The following is a 22,224-nucleotide window of genomic DNA, read 5'->3' as shown; positions in this document are numbered from 1 at the left end:
ACCGGCTGGCGCAACATCTCCGTAAGCCATTCGTGCACGCACCGCGACACCCCCGATCAAGGGCGCAGAGGGTGAGTTCAGATGCTGTTTGCCTCGAATCGATAACGGCTTCGAGAGGGGGTTTTTTGCGACATCTACGCGCGTTACGATGCCGCGAAGCCGACGCCGACGGGGCGTCCCGGCTGGAGCACCGGCAAGGTGCTCCCATCAAGCGCCGACACGGCGCTCAGGTCAGGTGAAGGAGCCTCCCGTGCGCCGGGTAGCCAAGCTTTCCGCTGCGTGTCTCGCGACCGCGGCACTCGCCGTGACTGCCACCGCGTGTGGCAGCACCTCCTCCGACAACGCCAGCTCCTCCTCCTCGGGCGGTGCCAAGGGCGGTATCAAGATCGGTCTCGCCTACGACGTCGGCGGCCGTGGTGACCGCTCCTTCAACGACTCCGCCGCGCGCGGTGCCGACAAGGCCGAGAAGGAGTTCGGCGGTTCCATCAAGGAACTGACCGCGAAGACCTCGGACACCCCCGCCGACCGCGTGCAGCGCCTCACGGACCTGGCCCAGGCCGGCTACAGCCCGATCGTCGCCGTCGGTTACACCTACGCGCCCGCCGTGCAGCAGGTGGCGAAGCAGTTCCCGAAGACCTCGTTCGGCCTCATCGACTCCGTGGTGCCCGGCGCCAACGTCAACAGCATCACCTTCACCGAGGAGGAGGGCTCCTACCTCGCCGGTGTGGCCGCCGCGCTGAAGACGAAGAAGGACTCGGTCGGCTTCATCGGCGGCGTCGACAGCCCGCTGATCAAGAAGTTCGAGGCGGGTTACGTCCAGGGCGTCCACGACACCAACCCGAAGATCAAGGTCGCCACCCAGTACCTGAGCCACGGCGCCGACACCTCCGGCTTCTCCAGCCCGGACAAGGGCCAGCAGGCCGCGCAGGGCATGCTCGACAACGGCGCCGACGTCATCTACACGGCCGCCGGCTCCTCCGGCAACGGCGCGATCGAGGCCGTGCACGGCGTCAAGGGCGCCTGGGCCATCGGCGTGGACTCCGACCAGTACAACATCCCGGGTCTCGCCCAGTACAAGAGCTCGATCCTGACCTCGATGGTCAAGAACGTCGACGTCGGTGTCTACGACTTCATCAAGTCCGTCAAGGACGGCAAGCCGCTGACCGGCAACAACGTCTACTCGCTCGCCAAGGGCGGCGTGTCGCTCGCCACGAGCGGCGGCTTCATCGCCGACATCCAGCCCAAGCTGGACGCCGCGAAGAAGAAGATCGTCGACGGTCAGATCAAGGTCAAGACCGACCCGTCCCAGAAGTGACCTGATCGGTCCGGCCGGTCCGTGTGACCGGCCGGACCGACCGGTCGCGGTATCGAGGCTCGGCGAGGGAACGTCGCCCCCACGACCCCCCGCCGAGCCATAACAATGTGTCAACTCTACGCGTGTAGCACGGAGTTGCCGCGCTAGCGTCGCCGACGCCTGCCACCTCCCCTATGCAGCCCCTTTCCCCGAGGAGAGTGCGCCATCAACGCGTCCAGCCCTCCCGCTGCCGTCGAACTGCGCGGCATCACCAAGCGTTTCCCCGGCGTCGTCGCCAACAAGGACATCGACATCACCGTCCGCACGGGCACCGTCCACGCCCTGTGCGGTGAGAACGGCGCCGGCAAGTCCACCCTGATGAAGATCCTCTACGGCATGCAGCAGCCGGACGAGGGCACCATCACGGTCAACGGCGAGCAGGTCGTCCTGCACAACCCCGGCGACGCCATCGCCCGCGGCATCGGCATGGTGCACCAGCACTTCATGCTCGCCGACAACCTCACCGTGCTGGAGAACGTCGCCCTCGGCGCGGAGAAGCTGTACGGCATCGGCGGCAGGGCCCGCGCCAAGATCAAGGAGATCTCCGACGCGTACGGCCTGAACGTCCGCCCGGACGTCCTCGTCGAGGAGCTCGGCGTCGCCGACCGCCAGCGCGTGGAGATCCTCAAGGTCCTCTACCGCGGCGCCAAGACCCTCATCCTCGACGAGCCCACCGCTGTGCTCGTGCCGCAGGAGGTCGACGCGCTCTTCGACAACCTGCGCGAGCTCAAGGCCGAGGGCCTCACCGTCATCTTCATCTCCCACAAGCTGGGCGAGGTGCTCTCCGTCGCCGACGAGATCACCGTCATCCGGCGCGGTACGACGGTCGGCACCGCCGAGCCGTCCACCACCACCCCCAAGCAGCTCGCCGAGCTGATGGTCGGCAGCGAGCTGCCCACCCCGGAGACCACGGAGTCCACGGTCACGGACGTCCCGATGCTCGATGTCGACGGCCTGCACCTGGCGCAGACCGACCTCGACGGCATCGAGCGCATCGTCCTGGACCAGGTCTCCTTCACCATCCACAAGGGCGAGGTCCTCGGCATCGCCGGCGTGGAGGGCAACGGCCAGTCCGAGCTGGTCGAGGCGATCATGGGCATGCGCGACCCCGACGCCGGCGTGATCACCCTCGACGCCGCCGACATCTCCCACGCCGCCACCCGCCGCCGCCGCGAGGCCGGCATCGGCTACATCCCCGAGGACCGCCACCGCCACGGCCTGCTCCTCGAAGCGCCGCTGTGGGAGAACCGCATCCTCGGCCACGTCACCGAGAAGCCCAACTCGAAGGGCGCACTCCTCGACATCAAGGCCGCCCGCGCCGACACCGAGCGGATCGTCGAGGCGTACGACGTCCGCACTCCCGGTATCGACGTCACCGCGGCCTCGCTGTCCGGCGGCAACCAGCAGAAGCTGATCGTCGGCCGTGAGATGAGCCACGCCCCCAAGCTGCTCATCGCCGCCCACCCCACCCGCGGCGTGGACGTCGGTGCCCAGGCCGCCATCTGGGACTACATCCGCGAGGCCCGCCGCGAGGGCCTGGCCGTGCTGCTGATCTCCGCGGACCTGGACGAGCTGATCGGGCTCTCCGACACCCTGCGGGTGATGTACCGCGGCCGTCTGGTCGCCGACGCCGACCCCGCCACGATCACCCCCGAGGAGCTGGGCTCCGCCATGACGGGTGCGGCCTCCGGCCACCTGGAGCACACAGAGGACGACGAGCGATGAACAAGCTGACCTCACGGATCGACAAGGAGCGGCTGCTCCTCGGCCTCGCCGCGCCGCTGCTGGCGGTCGTCGCCGCGCTCGTCGTCACCGCCCTGGTGATCCTCTCGACCGGCAAGAACCCCGGCCCCGCCTTCAACGACATGCTGACCTACGGCTTCGCCAGCGACAGCCAGGTCTACATCCTCAACAAGGCGACCACGTACTACCTCGCGGGTGTCTCGGTGGCCATCGGCTTCCGGATGAACCTGTTCAACATCGGTGTCGACGGCCAGTACCGGCTCGCCGCGTTCTTCGCCGCCGTCCTCGGCGGCGCGCTGACCGTCCCCGGCTGGCTCGCCATCCCGCTGATCCTGATCTGCGCCATGGCGACCGGCGCCCTGTGGGCGGCGATCGCCGGCATCCTCAAGGTGACCCGCGGCGTCAGCGAGGTCATCTCGACGATCATGCTGAACTCGATCGCCACCGCGATCATCGCCTACCTGCTGCAGCCCGGAAAGCTGGCCCAGCTCTACCAGGGCGGCACGGTCGTCGCCACCAAGCCGCTGCGGTCCTCGTCGCACTTCTTCAACATCAACACCGGCCCGTCCGGCGAGCTGTGGGGCTTCATCTTCATCGCCGCCGCCGTCGGCGTCGCGTACTGGTTCATCCTCGGCCGCACCCGCTTCGGCTACGACCTGCGCACCGTCGGCCAGTCCGAGAGCGCCGCCGCCGCGAGCGGTGTGTCGGTGAAGAAGATGATCGCCACCAGCATGATCATCTCGGGTGCGGTGGCCGGTCTGATCGGCATGCCGACCCTGCTCAACGACAGCTACCAGTTCAGCAGCGACTTCCCGACCGGCATCGGCTTCACCGGCATCGCCATCGCCCTGCTCGGCCGCAACAACCCGATCGGCATCGCCATCGGCGCCCTGCTGTGGGGCTTCCTGGAACGCACCACCAACCACTTGGAGTTCCAGGGCTACGACAAGGAGATCCTCGGCGTCATCCAGGGCGTCATCGTCCTGTGTGTCGTCATCGCCTACGAGGTCGTGCGCCGCTACGGCCTCAAGCGCCAGCAGCAGAAGGTCGGCGCCGAACTCGCGGCCCAGGCCGCCGCCGCGACGAAGAAGCAGGAGGTGGCGTAATGACTGCCACGATGACCGACACGCCGCCGCCCGCGGCGCCCAAGGCGGCGGGCGCGCCGCAGCGCTCGGGCCGCTCCGTCGGCCAGATCCTCATGATCGTCGCCGGCGGACTGCTGCTCCTCGCCGCCGTCCGCATGATCACCGGCTCGCAGGACCTCGACTCCGCCGGACAGGTCAGCGCCGCCCTCGGCCTCGCCGTGCCGATCGGCCTCGCCGGTCTCGCCGGTCTGTGGTCCGAGCGGGCCGGCGTGGTCAACATCGGCCTCGAAGGCATGATGATCCTCGGCACCTTCGGCGCCGGCTGGATCGGCTGGCAGACCAACCCCTGGCTCGGCCTGCTGATGGGCATCGCCTTCGGCGTCCTCGGCGGCCTGGTGCACGCCGTCGCCACCGTCACCTTCGGCGTCGACCACATCGTCTCCGGTGTCGCGATCAACCTCCTCGCGCTCGGCGCCACCCAGTACCTCGCCAAGCTGTTCTTCAACAACGGCGCGGCGGTCAACGCGGGCGGCAACCCCAAGCAGTCCCCGCCGGTGGCCGCGCTGCCCGACGTCACCGTGCCCGGCCTCTCCGACGCCCTGCAGTCGGTCGAGAGCCACCACTGGTTCCTGATCTCCGACCTCGCAGGCATCCTCGGCGGCCTGGTCACCCACCTGTCCGTCGTCACGGTCCTGGCCGCGCTGCTGTTCGCCGGCACCTGGTGGCTGCTGTGGCGCACCCCGTTCGGTCTGCGGCTGCGCTCCTGCGGCGAGAACCCGACCGCCGCGGAGTCGCTCGGCGTCAACGTGTACTCGTACAAGTACGCGGCCGTCGCCGTCTCCGGCGGCCTCGCCGGCCTCGGCGGCGCCTTCCTCGCCCTGGTCACCTCGCACACCTACCTGGAGGGCCAGACCGGTGGCCGCGGCTACATCGGCCTCGCGGCGATGATCTTCGGCAACTGGCGTCCGGGCGGCCTGGCGATGGGTGCCGGCCTGTTCGGCTACTCCGACGCGCTCCAGCTGCGCAACGGCGGTACGACCGTCCACGCGCTGCTGCTCCTGCTGGTGGTCCTGCTCGTGGCCCTGGCCGCCTGGAAGCTGTACCGCAAGGCGACGCTCCAGGGCGTGATCAGCCTCGCCGTGGCCGCGGTGATCCTGGTCTGGTACCTGGTCACCGACACGGTCCCGAGCGACTTCGTGGGCGCCACCCCGTACGTCGTCACACTGCTGGTGCTGTCCCTGTCGGCACAGCGCCTGCGGATGCCGAAGGCGGACGGCATGCGCTACCGGAAGGGCCAGGGCAAGTGACGGGCGCGGCCGGCGAGTTCGACTGGGAAGCCCTGCGGGTGGTGGCGCGCGAGGCGATGTCCCATGCGTACGCCCCCTACTCCGGCTACCCGGTCGGAGTGGCGGCCCGGGTCGACGACGGCCGCACGGTCACCGGCTGCAACGTGGAGAACGCCTCGTACGGGCTCAGCCTGTGCGCCGAGTGCGGTCTGGTCTCGGACCTTCAGCGCTCGGGCGGCGGCCGGCTGACGCACTTCACCTGCGTGGACGGCGAGGGCGCCCTGCTGGTCCCCTGCGGCCGCTGCCGCCAGCTCCTCTACGAGTTCGGCGGGCCGGGCCTCCTCCTGGACACCCCGGAGGGCGTCCTGTCCCTCTCCGAGATGCTGCCCCAGGCCTTCGGCCCGGCCCATCTCACCAAGTAACTCCCGTGTACGGCCCCCCTGATCCGCATCCGCGCAGGGGGGCCGCACACTTCGCACTTCTTTTGAAGGGAACGCCATGGCCATGGACGCCATCTCCGTTATCCGCACCAAGCGGGACCGGGGCGAGCTGACCGACGAGCAGATCGACTGGGTCATCGACGCGTACACGCGGGGCGAGGTCGCCGACGAGCAGATGTCCTCGCTGGCGATGGCGATCCTGCTCAACGGCATGGACCGCCGCGAGATCGCCCGCTGGACGGCGGCGATGATCGCGTCGGGCGAGCGCATGGACTTCTCGTCGCTGTCCCGCCCGACGGCGGACAAGCACTCCACGGGCGGTGTCGGCGACAAGATCACGCTGCCGCTGGCCCCGCTGGTCGCGGCCTGCGGCGCGGCGGTCCCGCAGCTCTCCGGCCGCGGTCTCGGCCACACGGGCGGCACCCTGGACAAACTGGAGTCGATCCCCGGCTGGCGCGCGCTGCTCTCGAACGAGGAGATGCTGTCCGTGCTGAACGGCGTGGGCGCGGTGATCTGCGCGGCGGGCGACGGCCTGGCCCCGGCGGACAAGAAGCTCTACGCACTGCGCGACGTCACCGGCACGGTGGAGGCGATCCCCCTGATCGCGTCCTCCATCATGTCGAAGAAGATCGCCGAGGGCACGGGCTCGCTGGTCCTGGACGTGAAGGTGGGCTCGGGTGCCTTCATGAAGACGCTCGCGGACGCCCGCGAGCTGGCCTCGACGATGGTCGGCCTCGGCACCGACCACGGCGTGCGGACGGTCGCGCTCCTGACGGACATGTCGACCCCGCTGGGCCTGACGGCGGGCAACGCCCTGGAGGTCCGCGAGTCGGTCGAGGTCCTGGCGGGCGGCGGCCCGGCGGACGTCGTGGAGCTGACGCTGGCCCTGGCCCGCGAGATGCTCGACGCGGCCGGCATCAAGGACGCCGACCCGGCGAAGGCCCTGGCCGACGGCTCGGCGATGGACGTCTGGCGCCGCATGATCGCGGCCCAGGGCGGCGACCCGGACGCCACGCTGCCCACGTCGAAGGAACAGCACGTCGTCAAGGCGCCGTCCTCGGGTGTCCTGACCCGCCTCGACGCCTACGACATCGGCGTCGCGGCCTGGCGCCTCGGTGCCGGCCGCGCCCGCAAGGAGGACCCGGTGCAGGCGGGCGCGGGCGTCGAGATGCACGCCAAGCCCGGCGACAAGATCCAGGAGGGCCAGCCCCTGCTGACCCTCCACACGGACACCCCCGAGCGCTTCGAGTACGCACTCCAGGCGGTGGCGGGCTCGTACGACATCGCCCCGGCCGGCACGGACTTCACGGCGTCGCCGGTGGTGCTGGAGCGTATCGCCTGACCTGGGGAATTCCCGTTCGGGGGAAGGGGATCGGCGGACCTGTGCCGGTCCCCTTCGGCGTGTGGCGCGCTCGTCACCCCAACACCGCTGCCACCCCCACCAGCACCGGCACCGACACGACCGTCGAGAGCAGGATCGACTCCCGGGCCAGGGATTCGGCCACCCGGTAGCGGCTGGCGTAGGTGAAGAGGTTCTGGGCGGCGGGGAGGGCCGACGTCACCACCACGTCCAGCAGCGGCGCCCCGTGCAGACCGAAGACGCCCCTCGCCAGTGCCCACGCCACGGCCGGTTGGCCCAGGGACTTCAACGCGACCGACAGCAGGACCAGTTGGCGGTCCCGGCCCCGGCCGGGGGCCGCGCCGCCGTGCAGTGACATGCCGAAGGTCAGCAGTGCGGCCGGGACGGACATGTTGCCGATCAGGGTGAGGGGGTCCAGGACCGGGCCGGGGACGCGCAGGCCTGCCGCCGACACCACCACGCCTGACAGGGAGCCGAGCGCTATCGGGTTGCGCAGCGGGGTCAGCAGGCGCTGCCACGGACTTCCCTTCTCGCCCGTGCCCGACAGGTCCAGGATCGTCAGGGCGATCGGGGTCACCAGGACCACCTGGAAGAGCAGCACCGGCGCCACCAGCGACGCGTCGCCCAGGACGTACGCCGCGATCGGGATGCCGAGGTTGCCCGAGTTGACGTAGCCGGAGCACAGGGCGCCGATCGTCGTGCGGCCCGCGCCCCACCGGCGCAGCACGCCGATCGCAGTGAACGTCCCGGCCACCGCCGCCGTGCTCAGCGCCGTCACCAGCAGACGGGAGGAGAAGAGGACCGACAGGTCGGCCTTCGCCAGCGTCGTGAAGAGGAGCGCGGGGCCCGCCACCGTGAAGGCCAGTCTCGTCAGGACGTCGATGCCCTGCTCACCGAGGGTGCCGCGGCGGCCGAGGCCGTAGCCCACCGCGATGACGATCGCGATCACCGCGAACCCGCTCAGTACCCCCTCCACAGGGCTAACCCTCAGGGGAAGAAGGTGCCCCGGTCAATGTGATCCACATCGACCTCCCGCCGTGCGCGATGATTTGCGACCACCCCGGCGGTCTACCGGTCGTGAATGCCAAGACACCCGCTGTGCTCGTGCTGTCCGGTGCCGTCAGCCGTGATCAGGTGCCGGGGTTGTGCGACGACCTGCGGGCGCTGCTGGCGGCGGCCGGTGTGCGGGTGGTCGTGTGTGATGTGGGCGGGCTCGGGGCCTCGGGGCTGGGTGCCGTCGATCTCCTGGCGCGGCTGGAGCTGACCGCCCGCCGGGCCGGCGGGCGGATACGGCTGCGGGATCCCGCCCCGGCGCTACTCGCCCTCCTCGATGTCGTCGGACTCCGCTTCCAGGTGGAGGGGCAGGCCGAAGAGGGGGAACCACCGCTGGGTGTCGAGGAAGCAGTGGAAACCGGTGATCCGGCCCTCTGAGATCTCCAGGATCTGCACCGCCCAGGGGCTGAACCCGCCCTTCTCCTCGTCCGGCTTGTAGTGCGCGAAGCCCGGCAGGCCGTTGGCCATGACCGGTCGCAGACGCGAGCCCGCGCAGGAGGCGCCGAGGGTGGTCATGAAGCCGGTGATGTCCGCCGTACCGCGCAGCCACAGGTCGAACGGCGGCATCGTCATGACGGCGTCCTCATGGAGCAGCGCGGTGAGCGCCGCCATGTCGTAGCCCTCGAAGGCCTTGACGTACCGTTCCAGGAGCTTTTGCTGCTCCTCGTCCAGCGGGTCGGACACCGCGCCCTCGGGGCCGGCGTCGGCGCGCTCCGCGAGCGTCGCCCGGGCCCGCTGGAGCGCGCTGTTGACCGAGGCGACCGAGGTGCCCAGCAGCTCGGCGACCTCGCTCGCCTTCCAGGCCAGCACCTCGCGCAGGATGAGCACCGCCCGCTGCTTGGGCGGCAGTTGCTGGAGCGCCGCCATGAACGCGAGCCGGATGGACTCCTTGGCGAGGGCCGCCTCCGCCGGATCCTGCACCTGCGGCAGCACCCGTGCGTCCGGCATCGGCTCCAGCCAGGTGTTCTCCGGGCGGGGGGAGAGCGCCGCCTGCGCCAGTGGGGTCGACTCCGTCAGGTCCATCGGCCTCGCCCGCTTGTTGCCCGCCGTCAGCATGTCCAGGCACACGTTCGTCGCGATCCGGTACAGCCACGAGCGCAGGGAGGAGCGGCCCTCGAACTTCTCGTAGCTACGCCAGGCCCGCACCAGGGTGTCCTGCACGGCGTCCTCGGCCTCGAAGGAGGAGCCGAGCATGCGGTAGCAGTATCCGGTCAGCTCGGTCCGGTGTTTCTCCAGTGCGACGTCCAGGTCCACCGTCGCCGTGCTGTCACCCATCGTCCACCCACCCCTGTGGCCGTCCCTGTTCGCGCGCCATCGCGCCCCAGCACTTCGGAAGCTACCGCAGCCCACTGACAATGGCCCCCGGAGTCCGAAAAAGCCCAGCTCAGACCAGTTGCTTCACGGACATGAGCAGATGGCGGTGCGCGGACCCGGTCCCGCCCGCGCCGAGCAGCACCCGCTGGCCCGCCCCCAGCATCTCCAGCCGCAGCCCGGGGCCCTCGAAGGAGTTGAGCGCGTCGAGCAGGTACGACGGGTTGAAGGCCACCGCGACCTCCTCGGCGCCGTTCAGGGCGACCGGCAGCCGCTGCGCCGCCACGTCGTCCCCGTATCCCGCCCGCACCAGCAGCGAGCCCTCGGCCGCCGAGAACTCCAGCCGCACCGGGCTGGTGCCGTCCGCCACCACGGCCACCCGGCGCACCGCCTCCGCGAGCGCCGCGCACTCCGCCTCGGCCACGGCCGCCCCCGCCACGTCGAACAGTGCCCCGTACCCCGGCAGCCGCCCCTCCAGCCGCCGCAGCACCGCGCGCGTGTCCCCGCCCTCGAAACCGACGGCCGCCGTGCCCTGCGCCGTGGCCGGGTCCAGCAGGATCCGCAGCGTGCCGCACTTCCCCAGCGCCCGCGCCACCTCCAGCAGTCGCCGCGCGGGCAGCAGCACCTCCACGGCCGCCGCGTCCGCGTCGGCCGGCCGCCAGGGCAGCGCGCGCACCGCGTACCGGTACCGGTCGGACGCCGACAGTGTCATCTCCCCGCCGTCGAGCCGCAGTTGGACCCCGGTGAGCACCGGCAGCGTGTCGTCGCGGCCCGCCGCCACCGCGACCTGGCCGGCGGCCGTCGCGAACGCGGCCGCGTCCACCTCGCCGTACGGCGCGGGCGCCGCCGACGGCGCCGGGTACTCCTCGTACGGCAGTGTCGACAGCCCGAAGCGGGTGCCGCCCGCCTCCACCGTGAACCGGTCGCCCTCCAGCGCGCAGCTCACCGGGCCGTCCGGCAGCACCCGGCAGATGTCCAGCAGCCGCCGCCCGAGGACCAGCACCCGGCCCGGCACCGCCACCTCGGCGTCGGCCCCGGCCCGTGCCGCCGTCTCGAAGTCGGACCCCGACACGGTGAGCCGCCCCGGCTCCGCGCTCAGCACCAGCCCGCCCAGCACCGGCACCGTCGTCCGCGCGGGCAGCGCCCGCCCCGCCCAGGCGACCGCCTCGGCCAGCTCCCCGCGCGCGATCCGGAATTCCATACGACAAACCCCCTGCTCAGTAGGCCGGTTGACCGAGGGCGGACGATATCCGCGCCCACTGACAACCGCCCCTGAGCAGGGGGTTCGGCGCATGCGACGTACGCGTCGCAGGAGGCGTACGAGGGGGCTCAGTGTGCGGCGGGCGCCGTCCGGGCCGCGACCCGGGCCGCCCGCGAGCCGGCGACGGTGATCGCGACGACACCGACGACCGCGAGGAGGCCCACCGTGACCGTGCCGCCCCAGCCGTCCGCGTGGAAGGCCGTCGCACCGACCGTGCTGCCGACGCTGGAGCCGATGTAGTACATCGACTGGTACAGGGCCGAGGCCTGCGCACGGCCCTGGGCGGCCGTCTTGCTGACCGCCGAGGACGCCACCGCGTGCCCCGCGAAGAAGCCCGCCGTGATCAGCACCAGACCCAGCAGCACCAGCGGCAGCGAGGGCGCGAGCGACAGCAGCAGACCGGCCGTCGTCGTACCGCCCGCCAGGTACAGCGCGCCCCGGCGGCCGAGGCGGCCCACCAGCCGGCCCGCCGTCGACGCGGACACCGTGCCCACCAGGTAGACCAGGAAGATCGAGCCGATGATGCCCTGCGGCAGCCCGAACGGCGCCTCCGTCAGGCGGTAGCCGATCACCGTGTAGACGCCGCCGAACACCGTCATGAACAGCGCGCCGATCGCGTACAGCCGGCGCAGCAGCGGGTTGGCGAGGTGGTCGCGGACCGTGCCGAGCAGGATCCGGGGCCGCAGCGAGCCCGCCGTGAAGTGCTTCGGGGCCGGCAGCAGCAGCCGGAAGGCGATCGCGCAGCCGACCGCGATCACGCCGATCACCGCGACGGCGACCCGCCAGCCCCACGCCTGGGCCACCCAGCCGGTGATGATCCGGCCGCTCATCCCGCCGACGCTGTTGCCCGCGACGAACAGGCCGATCGCCGTGACCAGCGCCTTCGGCCGGACCTCCTCGGCCAGATAGGCCTGCGCCGAGGCGGGCAGACCGGCCAGCGCCGCGCCCTGCACCGCCCGCAGCACGACCAGCACGCCGAGCGACGGCGCGAACGGCACCAGCAGACCGACGGCGACCGCGACGGCCAGCGAGCCCGTCATCACCGCGCGGCGCCCGAAGCGCTCCGACAGGGCGCTCATCGGCAGCACGAACAGCGCCAGTCCGCCGGTCGCGGCCGCCACCGTCCAGCTCGCGTCGCTCGCCGCGACCCCGAACTCGCCGGAGATCAGGGGCAGCAGGGCCTGTGTGGAGTACAGGAGCGCGAAGGTCGCGACACCGGCGAGGAAGAGGGCGAAGCTCATCCGGCGGTATCCGGGGCCGCCCGGGGTCAGCCGGGTGTCGACGGCGTAGTCGGAGGTGTCGAGGCGGGTGTCGGCGACGGGGACGGGCGAGGTGGCGACCACGGTGGTGGACGCCCCGGTACTGGCGGGAGACATACCCAGACCGTAGGGACGGCCCGCCTCATGCGTCCAATGCATGGAATCGTCATAATCGTTCCCATGGTGCATCAGCAGAGCTCACAGGGCCGCCTGTCACCGAACAGTGACACAGAAGACATGTCCGAGATGTCGAAGGTGCTCGCCCCCCGCCTCGCCTACTTCGCCGGCGTGGCCCGCACCGAGCACGTGACCCGGGCGGCGCACGAGATGAACGTCCCCCAGTCCACCCTCTCCCGCGCGATGGTCCGCCTGGAGCAGGACCTGGGCGTCGACCTCTTCGCCCGCCACGGCCGTACGGTCTCCCTCACCCCCGCCGGCCGCACCTTCCTGGCCTCGGTCGAACGCGCCCTCGCCGAGGTCGAGCGGGCCGCCGAGGAGGTCCGCGCCGACGCCGACCCGGCCACCGGCAAGGTCGCCTTCGGCTTTCTGCACACCATGGGCGCCGAGACCGTACCGGGCCTCCTGCACGCCTTCCGCGCCGACCACCCGCGCATCCGCTTCAGCCTGGTCCAGAACTACGGCGAGGCCATGCTGGAGCGGCTGCGCGCGGGTGAGCTGGACCTGTGCCTGACCTCCCCGGTCCCCGACGCCCCCGACCTGGTCGCCCGCCGCCTCGACGAGCAGAAACTCCGCCTGGTCGTCCCCGCCGACCACGCCCTGGCCACGCGCAGGCGCATCCGGCTGGCCGAGGCCGCCGAGGAGACCTTCGTCACCCTGGAACCCGGCTACGGCCTGCGCCGCATCACCGACGCCCTGTGCCGCGAGGCGGGTTTCCGGCCGAGGGTCGCCTTCGAGGGCGAGGAGGCGGAGACCCTGCGGGGCCTGGTGGCGGCCGGGCTGGGCGTCGCCCTCCTGCCCCCGCCGACCGTCCCGAGGCCGGGCGTCGTGGAACTGACGGTCACGGCCCCGAGGGCGGCGCGGGAGATCGGCGTGGCCTGGCTGGCGGACCGCCCGGACACCCCGCCGGTGGCCGCCTTCAAGAAGTTCCTGCTGTCGAGGAGGGGCAACCTGCTCCCCTGACGGGCCTACCGCTTCAACGACCTGCCGAACCCCGCCGCCAGCGGCATCCGCAACCCGATCGGCGGCGGCGCGGCCAGCGCGTCCTCGACGGGCCGGGACAGATGGTGTCCGTACAGCGCGCCCAGCATGAAGTCGACGGCGAGCCATCCGACCTCGTCCCGGTGCCCGGTCAACCCGTGGCCGTCGGAGTGCACTTCGAACCGGCACACCTGACGGTTCACCTTCTTCGCGCGCGCCGCGTACCGGAACGACAGCTCGGGATCGGTGCGTTGGTCGTTCGTGCCGTGCACGATCAGCACCCGCCGCCCCACGAGCTGCTTCACCGGCTCGGCGGGCGCCGCCACGTCGTCCTCCGGGAGCCAAGGTGCCATCGCCACCACGGAGTTGACCGCCTCGTGGCCGCCCGCCCGCAGTGCCGCACGGCCGCCCATGTCGACCCCGACCAGGCACACGGGAACGTCCCCGTAGCGCCGTACGACCTCGTCGACGGCCCACCGCGCGTCCGCCGCCAGATGTGCCTCGCTGCCGTTCCAGCCCCGGTAGCGGTACCGCACGCTGTGCACGGCCAGCCCCTCGGTCCGCCCCGCGCGCACGAACCGGCGGCCCAGCGAGCGCAGCGCGAGCGCCGCCCGCACGGGGGACGGCCGGCGGGCGGACACCTCCTCCCCGCCGGGGAGCAGCAGCACCGCTCCGCTCACCGCCGTCGGCTCCGGGCCGACTGCCTTTCCCAGCCCGGCCGTTCGGACCGGAGTCGCTTGCTGTCCCATGACAGAACAGTGTCAGAAGGGGTGGTGTACCAAACCCGTACGTGCGGTCACTGTTGCGTATCGGCGGGAAAGCGCCGGAAAAGTGCGGGGAAGGAGCCGTCGCGTTCACCCGGCCCTCTACGCGCGTAGGCGTTAGAGTGCGGAAATGACGAGCCAGACTGCACCGATCGGGGCCGTTCCGACGCCGGACCAGATCCGCCGGGCGCCCAAGGTTCTGCTGCACGATCATCTCGACGGCGGGCTCCGCCCCGGCACCGTCGTCGCCCTCGCCCAGGAGACCGGGTACGCGGAGCTCCCCGAGACCGACCCGGACAAGCTGGGCATCTGGTTCCACGAGGCCGCCGACTCCGGCTCGCTGGAACGGTATCTGGAGACGTTCCGGCACACCGTCGGCGTGATGCAGACCCGGGACGCGCTGGTCCGGGTCGCGCGGGAGTGCGCCGAGGACCTCGCCGAGGACGGGGTCGTCTACGCCGAGGTGCGGTACGCCCCCGAGCAGCACCTGGAGGCCGGTCTGACCCTCGAAGAGGTCGTCGAGGCGGTCAACGAGGGCTTCCGGCAGGGCGAACGGCTCGCCCGCCGGGGCGGCCGGCGGATCCGGGTCGGCGCGCTGCTGACCGCCATGCGGCACGCGGCCCGCTCCCTGGAGATCGCCGAACTCGCCAACCGCCACCGGGACTCCGGCGTCGTCGGCTTCGACATCGCCGGCGCGGAGGCGGGCCATCCGCCCACCCGGCACCTGGACGCCTTCGAGTACCTCAAGCGCGAGAACAACCACTTCACCATCCACGCCGGCGAGGCCTTCGGGCTGCCGTCCATCTGGCAGGCGCTCCAGTGGTGCGGCGCCGACCGGCTCGGGCACGGGGTGCGGATCATCGACGACATCGAGGTACGCGAGGACGGCTCGGTGCGGCTCGGCCGGCTGGCGTCGTACGTCCGGGACAAGCGGATCCCGCTGGAGCTGTGCCCGAGTTCCAACCTCCAGACCGGGGCCGCGTCGTCGTACGCCGAGCATCCGATCGGGCTGCTGCGCCGGCTGCACTTCCGGGCCACGGTGAACACGGACAACCGGCTGATGTCGCACACCAGCATGAGCCGGGAATTCGAGCATCTCGTCGAGGCATTCGGTTACACGCTCGACGATCTCCAGTGGTTCTCCGTCAATGCGATGAAATCCGCGTTCATTCCTTTCGATGAACGACTTGCGATGATCAATGACGTCGTCAAGCCCGGATATGCAGAACTGAAGTCCGAATGGCTGTTCCAGCAGACGGCTTCCACCAGGGGCTCTGCTCACTCGGAGGAGTGAGTGCGCCCGGCTTCCGGCATGAAATGCGGACGCGCTTTCACATAGTGTCCGCATTTCGGTGTTTGCGGCGTGCGGTTCGGCGTGTTTACGGTCGAGGACCGCTGGGATCTATTCCGATCTCCCGTCTCCGCATTCAAGGATGCATTCACGATGAAGCAGTCTGCTGCCAAGACTCTCGGTGTCGCCGCCCTCGGTGCCGCCTTCGCCGCCGTCGGTGCGGGCGCGGCCAACGCGGCCCCGGCCCTCCCGGAAACCGGCCAGGCCCAGCAGGCCGTCGGCTCCGTCACCCAGTCGCTGCCGGGTGCCGCCGCCGCGGCGCTGAGCCGGGGGCAGGGTGCCGTGGGCAACGCGGCGGCCGCCGCGCAGCCGGCCGCCCAGAACGCGCTCGCCAAGAGCCCGACCGCCCCGGCCGCCGGGCTGCTCGGCGGACTGCCGACGGCCCACACGGGCCTGCCCACGCGCGGGCTGCCGGTGAACGGCCTCCCGGTCACCTGACCCGACCCGATCCGGCCGACGGCCGGCACCACGCCGCTGGGGCGCCCCGGAGGACAACTCCGGGGCGCCCCAGCGGCGTTCGCGCGTCTACCAGGCGGTGCGGGACTTCTCCTCGGAGGGCAGCAGGATCCACAGGGCTATGTAGAGCAGGAACTGCGGGCCCGGGAGCAGACAGGAGAGCAGGAAGATCACCCGCATCGTCGTCGCGGAGGTGCCGAAGCGCCGGGCCAGTCCGGCGCACACGCCGCCGATCACGCGGCCGTGGGTGGGGCGGGCAAGGGCGGTCATCGCGGCTCCTCCGGGTCGTCGGCCCGCTGCCGGGCCGGTGGCCGGGGCCGCCCCGGTGGCGTCCCTCGACCTTCTTCCACGGTAGGGAGACGAAGGGGGCGAAGCGTCGCTCTACGGGGCGATCCCGACCCTGGGAATCGTCGGGGTGCGCCCCTGAGACAGCTCCTCCTGGAGCGTGCGGGGCCGCCGGGCCCCGGACTCGGCGCCCTCGCGCGCGTCCCGTGCGTCCCGCGCCGCACGGCGGCGCAGCCAGGCGCGGCCCGCCGGTACGACGGCCAGGTGGGCGAGGACGACGCCCGCGGTGTTCAGCAGCAGCGCGTCGACGTCCGCGACCCGGCCGGGCACCCCGGTCTGCAGCAGCGTGATGCCCAGGGAGATCAGGGCGCCCGCCGCCACCGTACGGACCAGGGAGGCGAGCGGGGAGACGGTCAGCCGGCCGTGCACCGCCGGCAGCAGCACGCCCAATGGGGCGAGCAGGGCGAGGCCCTCGCCGAGCCGCCGGGCCGCCTCCCGGCCGCCGAGCGCCAGGTCGGCGCGGATGCCGGCCAGCGGATGCACATTGGGGGGTGTCACCCAGGGGACGTCCAGCGGGCGCAGCGTCAGCCAGGCGACGAGAGCGAGGTGGGCGACGAGGAGGACACCTCCTGTCACCCTGATGCGGAACGCGGCGCTGCCGCCGAACGAGCCTTGACGCTGCACGACCCCCTAGACGCAGCCCCGGGCACGATCGGTTCCGCATCGGTTTCCCCGACGTGTCACCCGGAGCCGCTCCGCACCCCGGCGGCCCTAGTTCTCGGGCACCGCGCTCGACGGCGGCTGCGCGTTTCCCGGGCGGTTGCGGACGTCGTCCGTGCAGGCGTAGCGGCGGGGGGCGTCGGGGACCGGGCCGGCCAGGATGACCGAGCCGTCGCCCTCCGTCGCCGCCGAGTCGGACAGGGTGCAGACGACCTGGGCCAGGGCGTACGACGTCAGGTGCGCCGGAGGCGTGCTCAGCCGGAGCATGTCCTCGGGGTCTTTCGGGCCGGGGCCCGACACGCTCAGGCCGCCCGGGACGTACGTCGTGTAGCCCGCGGAGCGTTCGGCGGTGGAGGGTGACGCCGCCAGCTGGTCCAGCAGCCCCTGGGCCACGATCACCCGGCGCCGGGCGTCCGGGGTGCCGTCGGGCACGTCGACCGTCCGGTCGACCGTCACCAGGGACGCCCCGCAGAGCAGGAAGACCTGCACGGGCACACCCTGCGAGGACTGCGCGGACAGGTCCGGCCCGGCCAGCGAGCACGGCACCCGGGACGGCGCCGCCCCGAAGTCGGTCGGCACCTCCGTGGCCCGGATGCCGCAGCCGGAGAGCGCCAGACCCAGGAGGGGCAGCGCCAGCAGGCGGCGTGCGGCCCGGCTCTGTGCGGTCGCGCGTCGTACGGTCATGACCCCTCCCTTCCTGATCCCGGACTGTTCTTGTCGTTCTTGTCGTTCTCGTCGTTCCTGCCGGTCCCGGTGTCCTTCCCGCCCTCGTCGTCCGGCTCCTCCGTCAGCCGTGAGACGTCCCGTGGCAGCCGCAGGGTGAACACCGCCCCGCCGTCGGGCGAGTTGGCGGCCGTGATCCCGCCGCCGTGGATGTGGGCGTTCTCCATGGCGATGGACAGACCCAGCCCGCTGCCCTCGGACCGCGGACGCGAGGCGCTCGCCTTGTAGAAGCGGTCGAAGACGTGGGGCAGGACGTCCTCCGGGATGCCCGGACCGTGGTCACGCACCGCGATGACCACCTCGTCGTCCGCCGCCCGCACCGACACCCGCACCGGCGACCCGCCGTGCTTGAGCGCGTTGCCGATCAGGTTGGCGAGGATGACGTCCAGCCGGCGCGGGTCCAGCAGGGCGTGGATGCCGCGCTCCGCGTCCAGTTCGACGGCGTCCAGCCAGGCGCGGGCGTCGATGCAGGCGGTGATCTGGTCGGCGACGTCGACGTCGTCGAGGACCAGCCGGGCGGTGCCCGCGTCGAAGCGGGTGACCTCCATCAGGTTCTCGACCAGGTCGTTCAGGCGCCGCGTCTCGCTGACCACCAGCCGCACCGCCGGCTCGATCATCGGATCGATGCTCCCGGACTCGAACTCCAGCTCCTCCTCCAGCACCTCCGTGACGGCGGTGATGGCGGTCAGCGGTGTCCGCAGCTCATGGCTCATGTCGGCGACGAACCGGCGCGAGGACTCGTCCCGGGCGGCCATCTCCGCGACCCGCTGCTCCAGCGCCTCGGCCGCGTTGTTGAACGTCCGGGAGAGATCGGCGAGTTCGTCGGTGCCGGAGACCCGCAGCCGGGTGTCCAGCCTGCCCTCGCCCAGGCGCCGGGCGGCGACCCCGAGCCGGTGCACCGGCTTCAGCACGGTCGTCGCGGCGGCCTGCGCGAGCAGCGCGGCGCCGATCAGCGCGAGGCCCGTGGCGATGCCGAGCGACCAGGCCAGCGAGTTGAGGTCCTTGGCCTCCGGCTCCAGGGACTTCGCCATGTAGCCGGTCGGACCGCCGCCGATCACCCGCGTGCCGGCCACCAGGAACGGCGTGCCGTGCTGCACGACCCGCTGCCAGTACAGGTGGTACGGCTCCTTGTTGGCGTCCGACACCTTCTGCTGCTTGTTCACGGCGGCGCGCAGCGGCTTCGGCACGTCCTCCAGCGAGAAGCCGTTGATCCCGCCCGAGTTGCCGTACACCGTCCTGCCGCTCGCGTCCTGGCCGACCAGCAGCACGCTGAAGCTCTGGCTGCTGGTCGCCATCTGCCCGGCGGTGCGCTGGAGTTGGTCCTGCGAGGGGTGCGCCGGCAGCGCGCCCGCGCGGTTCTGCATCTCCTGGCGGAAGTCGCGCAGCACCGCGTCCTGGGCGCGGGTGAGCACCGCCTCCCGGTTCAGCCAGTACGCGATGCCGGACGCCGAGACGGCGGCCGTCAGGGCCACCAGCGCGAACACGACGACCAGCCGCAGCCGCAGACTGGTGAACCTGAGCCGCGCCAGACTCCTCGCCCGCCCCGCGGTCCAGCCGCGCAGCCCTCCTTGCCTGTCGGTCACTGAGGCGTGTCCAGGCGGTAGCCGACACCACGGACGGTACGGATCAGCGTCGGGGACGAGGGCACGTCCTCGACCTTGGCGCGCAGCCGCTGCACACAGGCGTCCACCAGGCGCGAGTCACCGAGGTAGTCGTGCTCCCACACCAGCCGCAGCAGCTGCTGGCGGGACAGCGCCTGACCGGGCCGCCGGCTCAGCTCCAGCAGCAGCCGCAGCTCGGTCGGGGTCAGCTGGAGGTCCTCGCCGTTCTTCGTCACGGTCATCGCCGAGCGGTCGATGATCAGGTTGCCGAAGGTCGCCGAGTCGCTGGACTCGCGCTCCCCGCGCCGCAGCACGGCCCGGATGCGGGCGTCCAGCACCCGGCCCTGTACGGGCTTGACGACATAGTCGTCGGCGCCGGACTCCAGCCCGACCACCACGTCGATGTCGTCGCTGCGCGCGGTCAGCAGGATGATCGGCAACTGGTCGGTGCGCCGGATCCGACGGCACACCTCGAAGCCGTCGATCCCGGGCAGCATCACATCCAGCACGATCAGGTCGGGCCGCTGCTCGCGCAACAGCTTCAGACCGTCCTCACCGCTGGCAGCGGTCGCCACCCGGTGGCCCTGGCGCGTCAGGGAGAGCTCCAGGGCCGTACGGATGGCGTCGTCGTCCTCGATCAGCAACAGGGAAGCCACGGGCTCATTCTGGCCCATGGACCCGCCGTCCTCCCACCTGCCCGCACCAGCCCTTCCCTACCGCCACGACATGTGCACTTCCTGTGACATCCCTGAGCAGGACCCCTGTGACAGGTCTGTGACAGTCGGCGGACACGGCCATGAAGTGCCCCCGGCAGAGTTTTCGTCACGGGCCAGGCGGCCGACCGGATCGGTCGCGAGCCGGCCCCGCAAGACCGAACCACCGGACGTCCACGACGGGGAGCGCGAGATGAACACGCTGCACAGCATGAGCACCAGCGCAGTGGTCACGCGTCTGCACGACGTGCATACGCACCGGTCCGGTTCCGAGAAGTCCGGTGCCGTGAGCGGGCGGGGGTGCGCTCGCGGCACCGGACGTCAGCACCCGGCGTACATGTCGGTGGTGGACACGCACACGGGGGACGGCTCGGGGGAGCGGCGTCGCTCGCTGACGGAGGCGGAGTTCACGGCCTACGTCCAGGAGCGCCGCGCCTCCCTGTACGCCACCGCCTACCACCTGACCGGCGACCGCTTCGAGGCCGAGGACCTGCTCCAGAGCGCGCTGTTCTCGACGTACAGGGCGTGGGACCGGATCAGCGACAAGGCGGCCGTCGGCGGCTATCTGCGCCGCACCATGACCAACCTGCACATCAGTGCCTGGCGGCGCCGCAAGCTCAACGAGTACCCGACCGAGGAACTGCCGGAGACGCCCTCTGACACGGACGCGATGCGCGGCACCGAACTGCGCGCGGTCCTGTGGCAGGCGCTCGCCCGGCTGCCCGAACTCCAGCGCACCATGCTGGTCCTGCGCTACTACGAGGGCCGCACGGACCCGGAGATCGCGGACATCCTCAACATCAGTGTCGGCACGGTGAAGTCCAGCATCTGGCGCTCGCTGCGCCGGCTGCGCGAGGACGAGGTCCTCAGCTTCGGCCGTGACGAGGAGAACGCCTTCGGCGAACTGGTCGCCTGAAGGCCGGGGTCACCGGGGGGTGGCCCGAGGGGGGGCAACGGGGGCCCCGTGGGACCACTGGGGGGTGGGCCCACGGGGGAGACAGGGAGGGGAAACGGGGGACACGGGGGAGTACGAGAAGCGGGACTGGAGGGCCGGGGGGCCTGTCCAGTCCCGCTTTCTTCGTCTCTGCTTCCGTACGGCGGTCAGGCCGCCGTCTGCTGCCGTACCTGCCGCCCCGCCGCGGCAGCGGTCAGCCGCCCCAGCGCCTCGTCACGGTCGCAGGCGTGTGCGCCCAGGGACACCTGGCGGGCGACGATCGAGCGCTCCGCGCGCATCAGCCGCCAGCCCCGGCGCAGCAGGAACGGCACCGACTTGCGGCCCTCCTTCAGATCGCGCAGGAAGCGTCGCCGGAAGGTGGTGAACGGGCCGCGGCTCAGGCACAGCGCGTCCGCGAGCACCCCCAGCTCCCGGCAGCGCTCGACGACCTCCGCCGCGAAGATGCCCTCGGCGATGAAGAGCGGGGTGCGGCCGATGCGCAGGGTTTCCTCGCCGGTACGGGCGCTGCGCGCGATGTCGTACACCGGCACCGGTGTCGAGCCCGTGGCGCACAGCCGGGTGATGGCCTCGACGGCGACGTCCGCGTCCCAGGACTGCGGGTGGTCCCAGTCGATGTCCGAACTCCCCTGCACCAGGGGCAGAGTCGGGTCGTCACCCTCCTTGTAGAAGTCGTCCAGGCGCAGCACGGGGAGCCCGGAACGGGCGGCGACGAGTGACTTGCCCGAGCCCGAGGGGCCGCACAGCAGCACGACACGGGCGGGGACCGGAGGATGAATGCTCACGGAACACCAGTTTGACGCATGGTGGGCCGCCTGCCGACCCCGCGGGTCGGCTTTTGAGCGTGACTCCCGCCTCAACTACCCTTCGTGTCGACACCATTACCCTGCGCACCGGAAGGTGGCACCAGCGATGGCCCGACAGAACTCCCCCCGACCGCCCGCCGCACCGCGTGCCCTGATCGCCCTCGCGGCCGCAGGGGCGGCCCTGGGCGCCGGCGCCGTCACGGCGCACGCGGAGTCGGCCGCGCCACTCGTGCAGGTGCCGTCGCACCCGACCTCCTTCGGCGACGCCGACCCCCAGGCGGGCCTCGCGGCGCTCGCGGCCACCGTCCCCTACGTCACGGGCCCGGTGGCCGGCCTCAAGCCCAACCCCCTGGCGGGCACGGGCGTCGATCCCCTGGACAACGCCGTGAGCACGCAGTTCGCCGACTTCCAGCCGGTCGGTACGCAGATGCTGACGGGGCCGGTGGCCGAGGCCCCGTCCCTCGGCAGCCTGCCGGGGGCGGGCCGGGTCCTGGCCGCGCCGGGTTTCTGAAAGCGCCGCGAAGAAGGGCGCGGTGCTGTGGC

The 22,224-nt window shown here is 71.7% G+C and carries 23 protein-coding genes; 12 read left to right on the top strand and 11 right to left on the bottom strand.

What is annotated here, in order from left to right; translation table 11 throughout:
* The first annotated feature begins 250 nt into the window (after window positions 1-250).
* From BIV25_RS00295 to BIV25_RS00270, 6 genes are all read left to right on the top strand, one after another.
* The gene (locus BIV25_RS00295) at window positions 251-1,315 is read left to right on the top strand and encodes a BMP family protein (RefSeq protein WP_071370012.1); all 1,065 of its coding nucleotides are present in this window, start codon (window positions 251-253) and stop codon (window positions 1,313-1,315) included.
* A 237-nt stretch (window positions 1,316-1,552) separates the two neighbouring features.
* Entirely contained in the window at window positions 1,553-3,079 is a 1,527-nt protein-coding gene (locus BIV25_RS00290; RefSeq protein ID WP_256255501.1) for an ABC transporter ATP-binding protein, read from the top strand.
* Window positions 3,076-4,203, top strand: a complete 1,128-nt coding sequence (locus tag BIV25_RS00285; protein ID WP_071370010.1) for an ABC transporter permease — start codon at window positions 3,076-3,078, stop codon at window positions 4,201-4,203. Before BIV25_RS00290 ends, BIV25_RS00285 begins: the two co-directional genes overlap by 4 nt.
* Complete coding sequence (locus BIV25_RS00280; protein ID WP_071370009.1) at window positions 4,203-5,489, top strand: ABC transporter permease; 1,287 nt, start codon at window positions 4,203-4,205, stop codon at window positions 5,487-5,489. The genes BIV25_RS00285 and BIV25_RS00280 overlap by 1 nt, the downstream gene beginning before the upstream one ends.
* Window positions 5,486-5,890: a cytidine deaminase gene (locus tag BIV25_RS00275; RefSeq protein ID WP_071370008.1), complete on the top strand. Its 405-nt coding sequence runs from the start codon at window positions 5,486-5,488 to the stop codon at window positions 5,888-5,890. The genes BIV25_RS00280 and BIV25_RS00275 overlap by 4 nt, the downstream gene beginning before the upstream one ends.
* A gap of 76 nt (window positions 5,891-5,966) precedes the next feature.
* Window positions 5,967-7,250, top strand: a complete 1,284-nt coding sequence (locus BIV25_RS00270; protein ID WP_071370007.1) for a thymidine phosphorylase — start codon at window positions 5,967-5,969, stop codon at window positions 7,248-7,250.
* A gap of 73 nt (window positions 7,251-7,323) precedes the next feature.
* Here the strand turns inward: BIV25_RS00270 and BIV25_RS00265 are convergent, their stop codons facing one another.
* On the bottom strand, window positions 7,324-8,244 hold the full coding sequence (locus BIV25_RS00265) for an AEC family transporter (protein WP_071370006.1): 921 nt from the start codon (window positions 8,242-8,244) through the stop codon (window positions 7,324-7,326).
* A gap of 68 nt (window positions 8,245-8,312) precedes the next feature.
* On the opposite strand from BIV25_RS00265, the gene BIV25_RS46170 reads away from it, so the two are divergent.
* A complete protein-coding gene (locus BIV25_RS46170) occupies window positions 8,313-8,699 on the top strand; it encodes an STAS domain-containing protein (RefSeq protein ID WP_143076559.1) in 387 nt (128 codons plus the stop codon).
* Here the strand turns inward: BIV25_RS46170 and BIV25_RS00260 are convergent.
* The 3 genes from BIV25_RS00260 to BIV25_RS00250 all read right to left on the bottom strand — a co-directional run bounded on the left by BIV25_RS00260 (window position 8,583) and on the right by BIV25_RS00250 (window position 12,269).
* Window positions 8,583-9,596, bottom strand: a complete 1,014-nt coding sequence (locus tag BIV25_RS00260; protein WP_071370005.1) for a sigma-70 family RNA polymerase sigma factor — start codon at window positions 9,594-9,596, stop codon at window positions 8,583-8,585. The two genes, BIV25_RS46170 and BIV25_RS00260, sit on opposite strands and share 117 nt — an antisense overlap.
* Before the next feature lie 109 nt (window positions 9,597-9,705).
* Window positions 9,706-10,833 carry a DNA polymerase III subunit beta gene (gene dnaN / locus BIV25_RS00255; RefSeq protein ID WP_071370004.1) on the bottom strand — a complete coding sequence of 376 codons (1,128 nt, stop codon included), beginning with the start codon at window positions 10,831-10,833 and terminating at the stop codon, window positions 9,706-9,708.
* 128 nt (window positions 10,834-10,961) lie between these two features.
* Window positions 10,962-12,269, bottom strand: coding sequence for an MFS transporter (locus BIV25_RS00250; RefSeq protein ID WP_071370003.1), 1,308 nt, complete (start codon window positions 12,267-12,269; stop codon window positions 10,962-10,964).
* 63 nt (window positions 12,270-12,332) lie between these two features.
* Here BIV25_RS00250 and BIV25_RS00245 point away from each other — a divergent pair, with 63 nt between their 5' ends.
* Window positions 12,333-13,292, top strand: a complete 960-nt coding sequence (locus BIV25_RS00245; RefSeq protein WP_071370002.1) for a LysR family transcriptional regulator — start codon at window positions 12,333-12,335, stop codon at window positions 13,290-13,292.
* Between the two features lie 5 nt (window positions 13,293-13,297).
* Here BIV25_RS00245 and BIV25_RS00240 read toward each other — a convergent pair whose 3' ends face one another.
* Window positions 13,298-14,059, bottom strand: coding sequence for an alpha/beta hydrolase (locus BIV25_RS00240; RefSeq protein WP_107485804.1), 762 nt, complete (start codon window positions 14,057-14,059; stop codon window positions 13,298-13,300).
* 145 nt (window positions 14,060-14,204) lie between these two features.
* On the opposite strand from BIV25_RS00240, the gene BIV25_RS00235 reads away from it, so the two are divergent.
* Both BIV25_RS00235 and BIV25_RS00230 read left to right on the top strand, forming a co-directional pair.
* Window positions 14,205-15,368, top strand: a complete 1,164-nt coding sequence (locus tag BIV25_RS00235; RefSeq protein ID WP_071370000.1) for an adenosine deaminase — start codon at window positions 14,205-14,207, stop codon at window positions 15,366-15,368.
* A 150-nt stretch (window positions 15,369-15,518) separates the two neighbouring features.
* Window positions 15,519-15,863, top strand: coding sequence for an ATP-binding protein (locus BIV25_RS00230; protein ID WP_071369999.1), 345 nt, complete (start codon window positions 15,519-15,521; stop codon window positions 15,861-15,863).
* A gap of 87 nt (window positions 15,864-15,950) precedes the next feature.
* On the opposite strand, the gene BIV25_RS00225 is transcribed toward BIV25_RS00230, so the two are convergent.
* The 5 genes from BIV25_RS00225 to afsQ1 form a co-directional block, all read right to left on the bottom strand.
* Window positions 15,951-16,151, bottom strand: coding sequence for a PspC domain-containing protein (locus BIV25_RS00225; RefSeq protein ID WP_071369998.1), 201 nt, complete (start codon window positions 16,149-16,151; stop codon window positions 15,951-15,953).
* Between the two features lie 111 nt (window positions 16,152-16,262).
* Window positions 16,263-16,850: a VanZ family protein gene (locus BIV25_RS00220; protein ID WP_071369997.1), complete on the bottom strand. Its 588-nt coding sequence runs from the start codon at window positions 16,848-16,850 to the stop codon at window positions 16,263-16,265.
* Window positions 16,851-16,937: 87 nt separating this feature from the next.
* Window positions 16,938-17,570, bottom strand: a complete 633-nt coding sequence (locus BIV25_RS00215) for a hypothetical protein (protein ID WP_071369996.1) — start codon at window positions 17,568-17,570, stop codon at window positions 16,938-16,940.
* Entirely contained in the window at window positions 17,567-19,192 is a 1,626-nt protein-coding gene (locus tag BIV25_RS00210; protein WP_371272967.1) for an ATP-binding protein, read from the bottom strand. The genes BIV25_RS00215 and BIV25_RS00210 overlap by 4 nt, the downstream gene beginning before the upstream one ends.
* The gene (afsQ1, locus tag BIV25_RS00205; protein WP_177235107.1) at window positions 19,189-19,866 is read right to left on the bottom strand and encodes a two-component system response regulator AfsQ1; all 678 of its coding nucleotides are present in this window, start codon (window positions 19,864-19,866) and stop codon (window positions 19,189-19,191) included. The genes BIV25_RS00210 and afsQ1 overlap by 4 nt, the downstream gene beginning before the upstream one ends.
* Window positions 19,867-20,116: 250 nt before the next feature.
* On the opposite strand from afsQ1, the gene BIV25_RS00200 reads away from it, so the two are divergent.
* Window positions 20,117-20,839 carry a SigE family RNA polymerase sigma factor gene (locus tag BIV25_RS00200; protein ID WP_071369994.1) on the top strand — a complete coding sequence of 241 codons (723 nt, stop codon included), beginning with the start codon at window positions 20,117-20,119 and terminating at the stop codon, window positions 20,837-20,839.
* Window positions 20,840-21,024: 185 nt separating this feature from the next.
* Here the strand turns inward: BIV25_RS00200 and BIV25_RS00195 are convergent, their stop codons facing one another.
* Window positions 21,025-21,660, bottom strand: a complete 636-nt coding sequence (locus tag BIV25_RS00195) for a uridine kinase (RefSeq protein ID WP_371272966.1) — start codon at window positions 21,658-21,660, stop codon at window positions 21,025-21,027.
* Window positions 21,661-21,787: 127 nt separating this feature from the next.
* Here BIV25_RS00195 and BIV25_RS00190 point away from each other — a divergent pair, with 127 nt between their 5' ends.
* Complete coding sequence (locus BIV25_RS00190) at window positions 21,788-22,192, top strand: hypothetical protein (RefSeq protein ID WP_071369992.1); 405 nt, start codon at window positions 21,788-21,790, stop codon at window positions 22,190-22,192.
* Window positions 22,193-22,224 lie beyond the last annotated feature (32 nt).

This window comes from Streptomyces sp. MUSC 14 (assembly GCF_001866675.1).
Taxonomy (GTDB): domain Bacteria; phylum Actinomycetota; class Actinomycetes; order Streptomycetales; family Streptomycetaceae; genus Streptomyces.
Note: the sequence above shows the minus strand (reverse complement) of the source record. Positions and strands in the feature narration are given on the sequence as shown.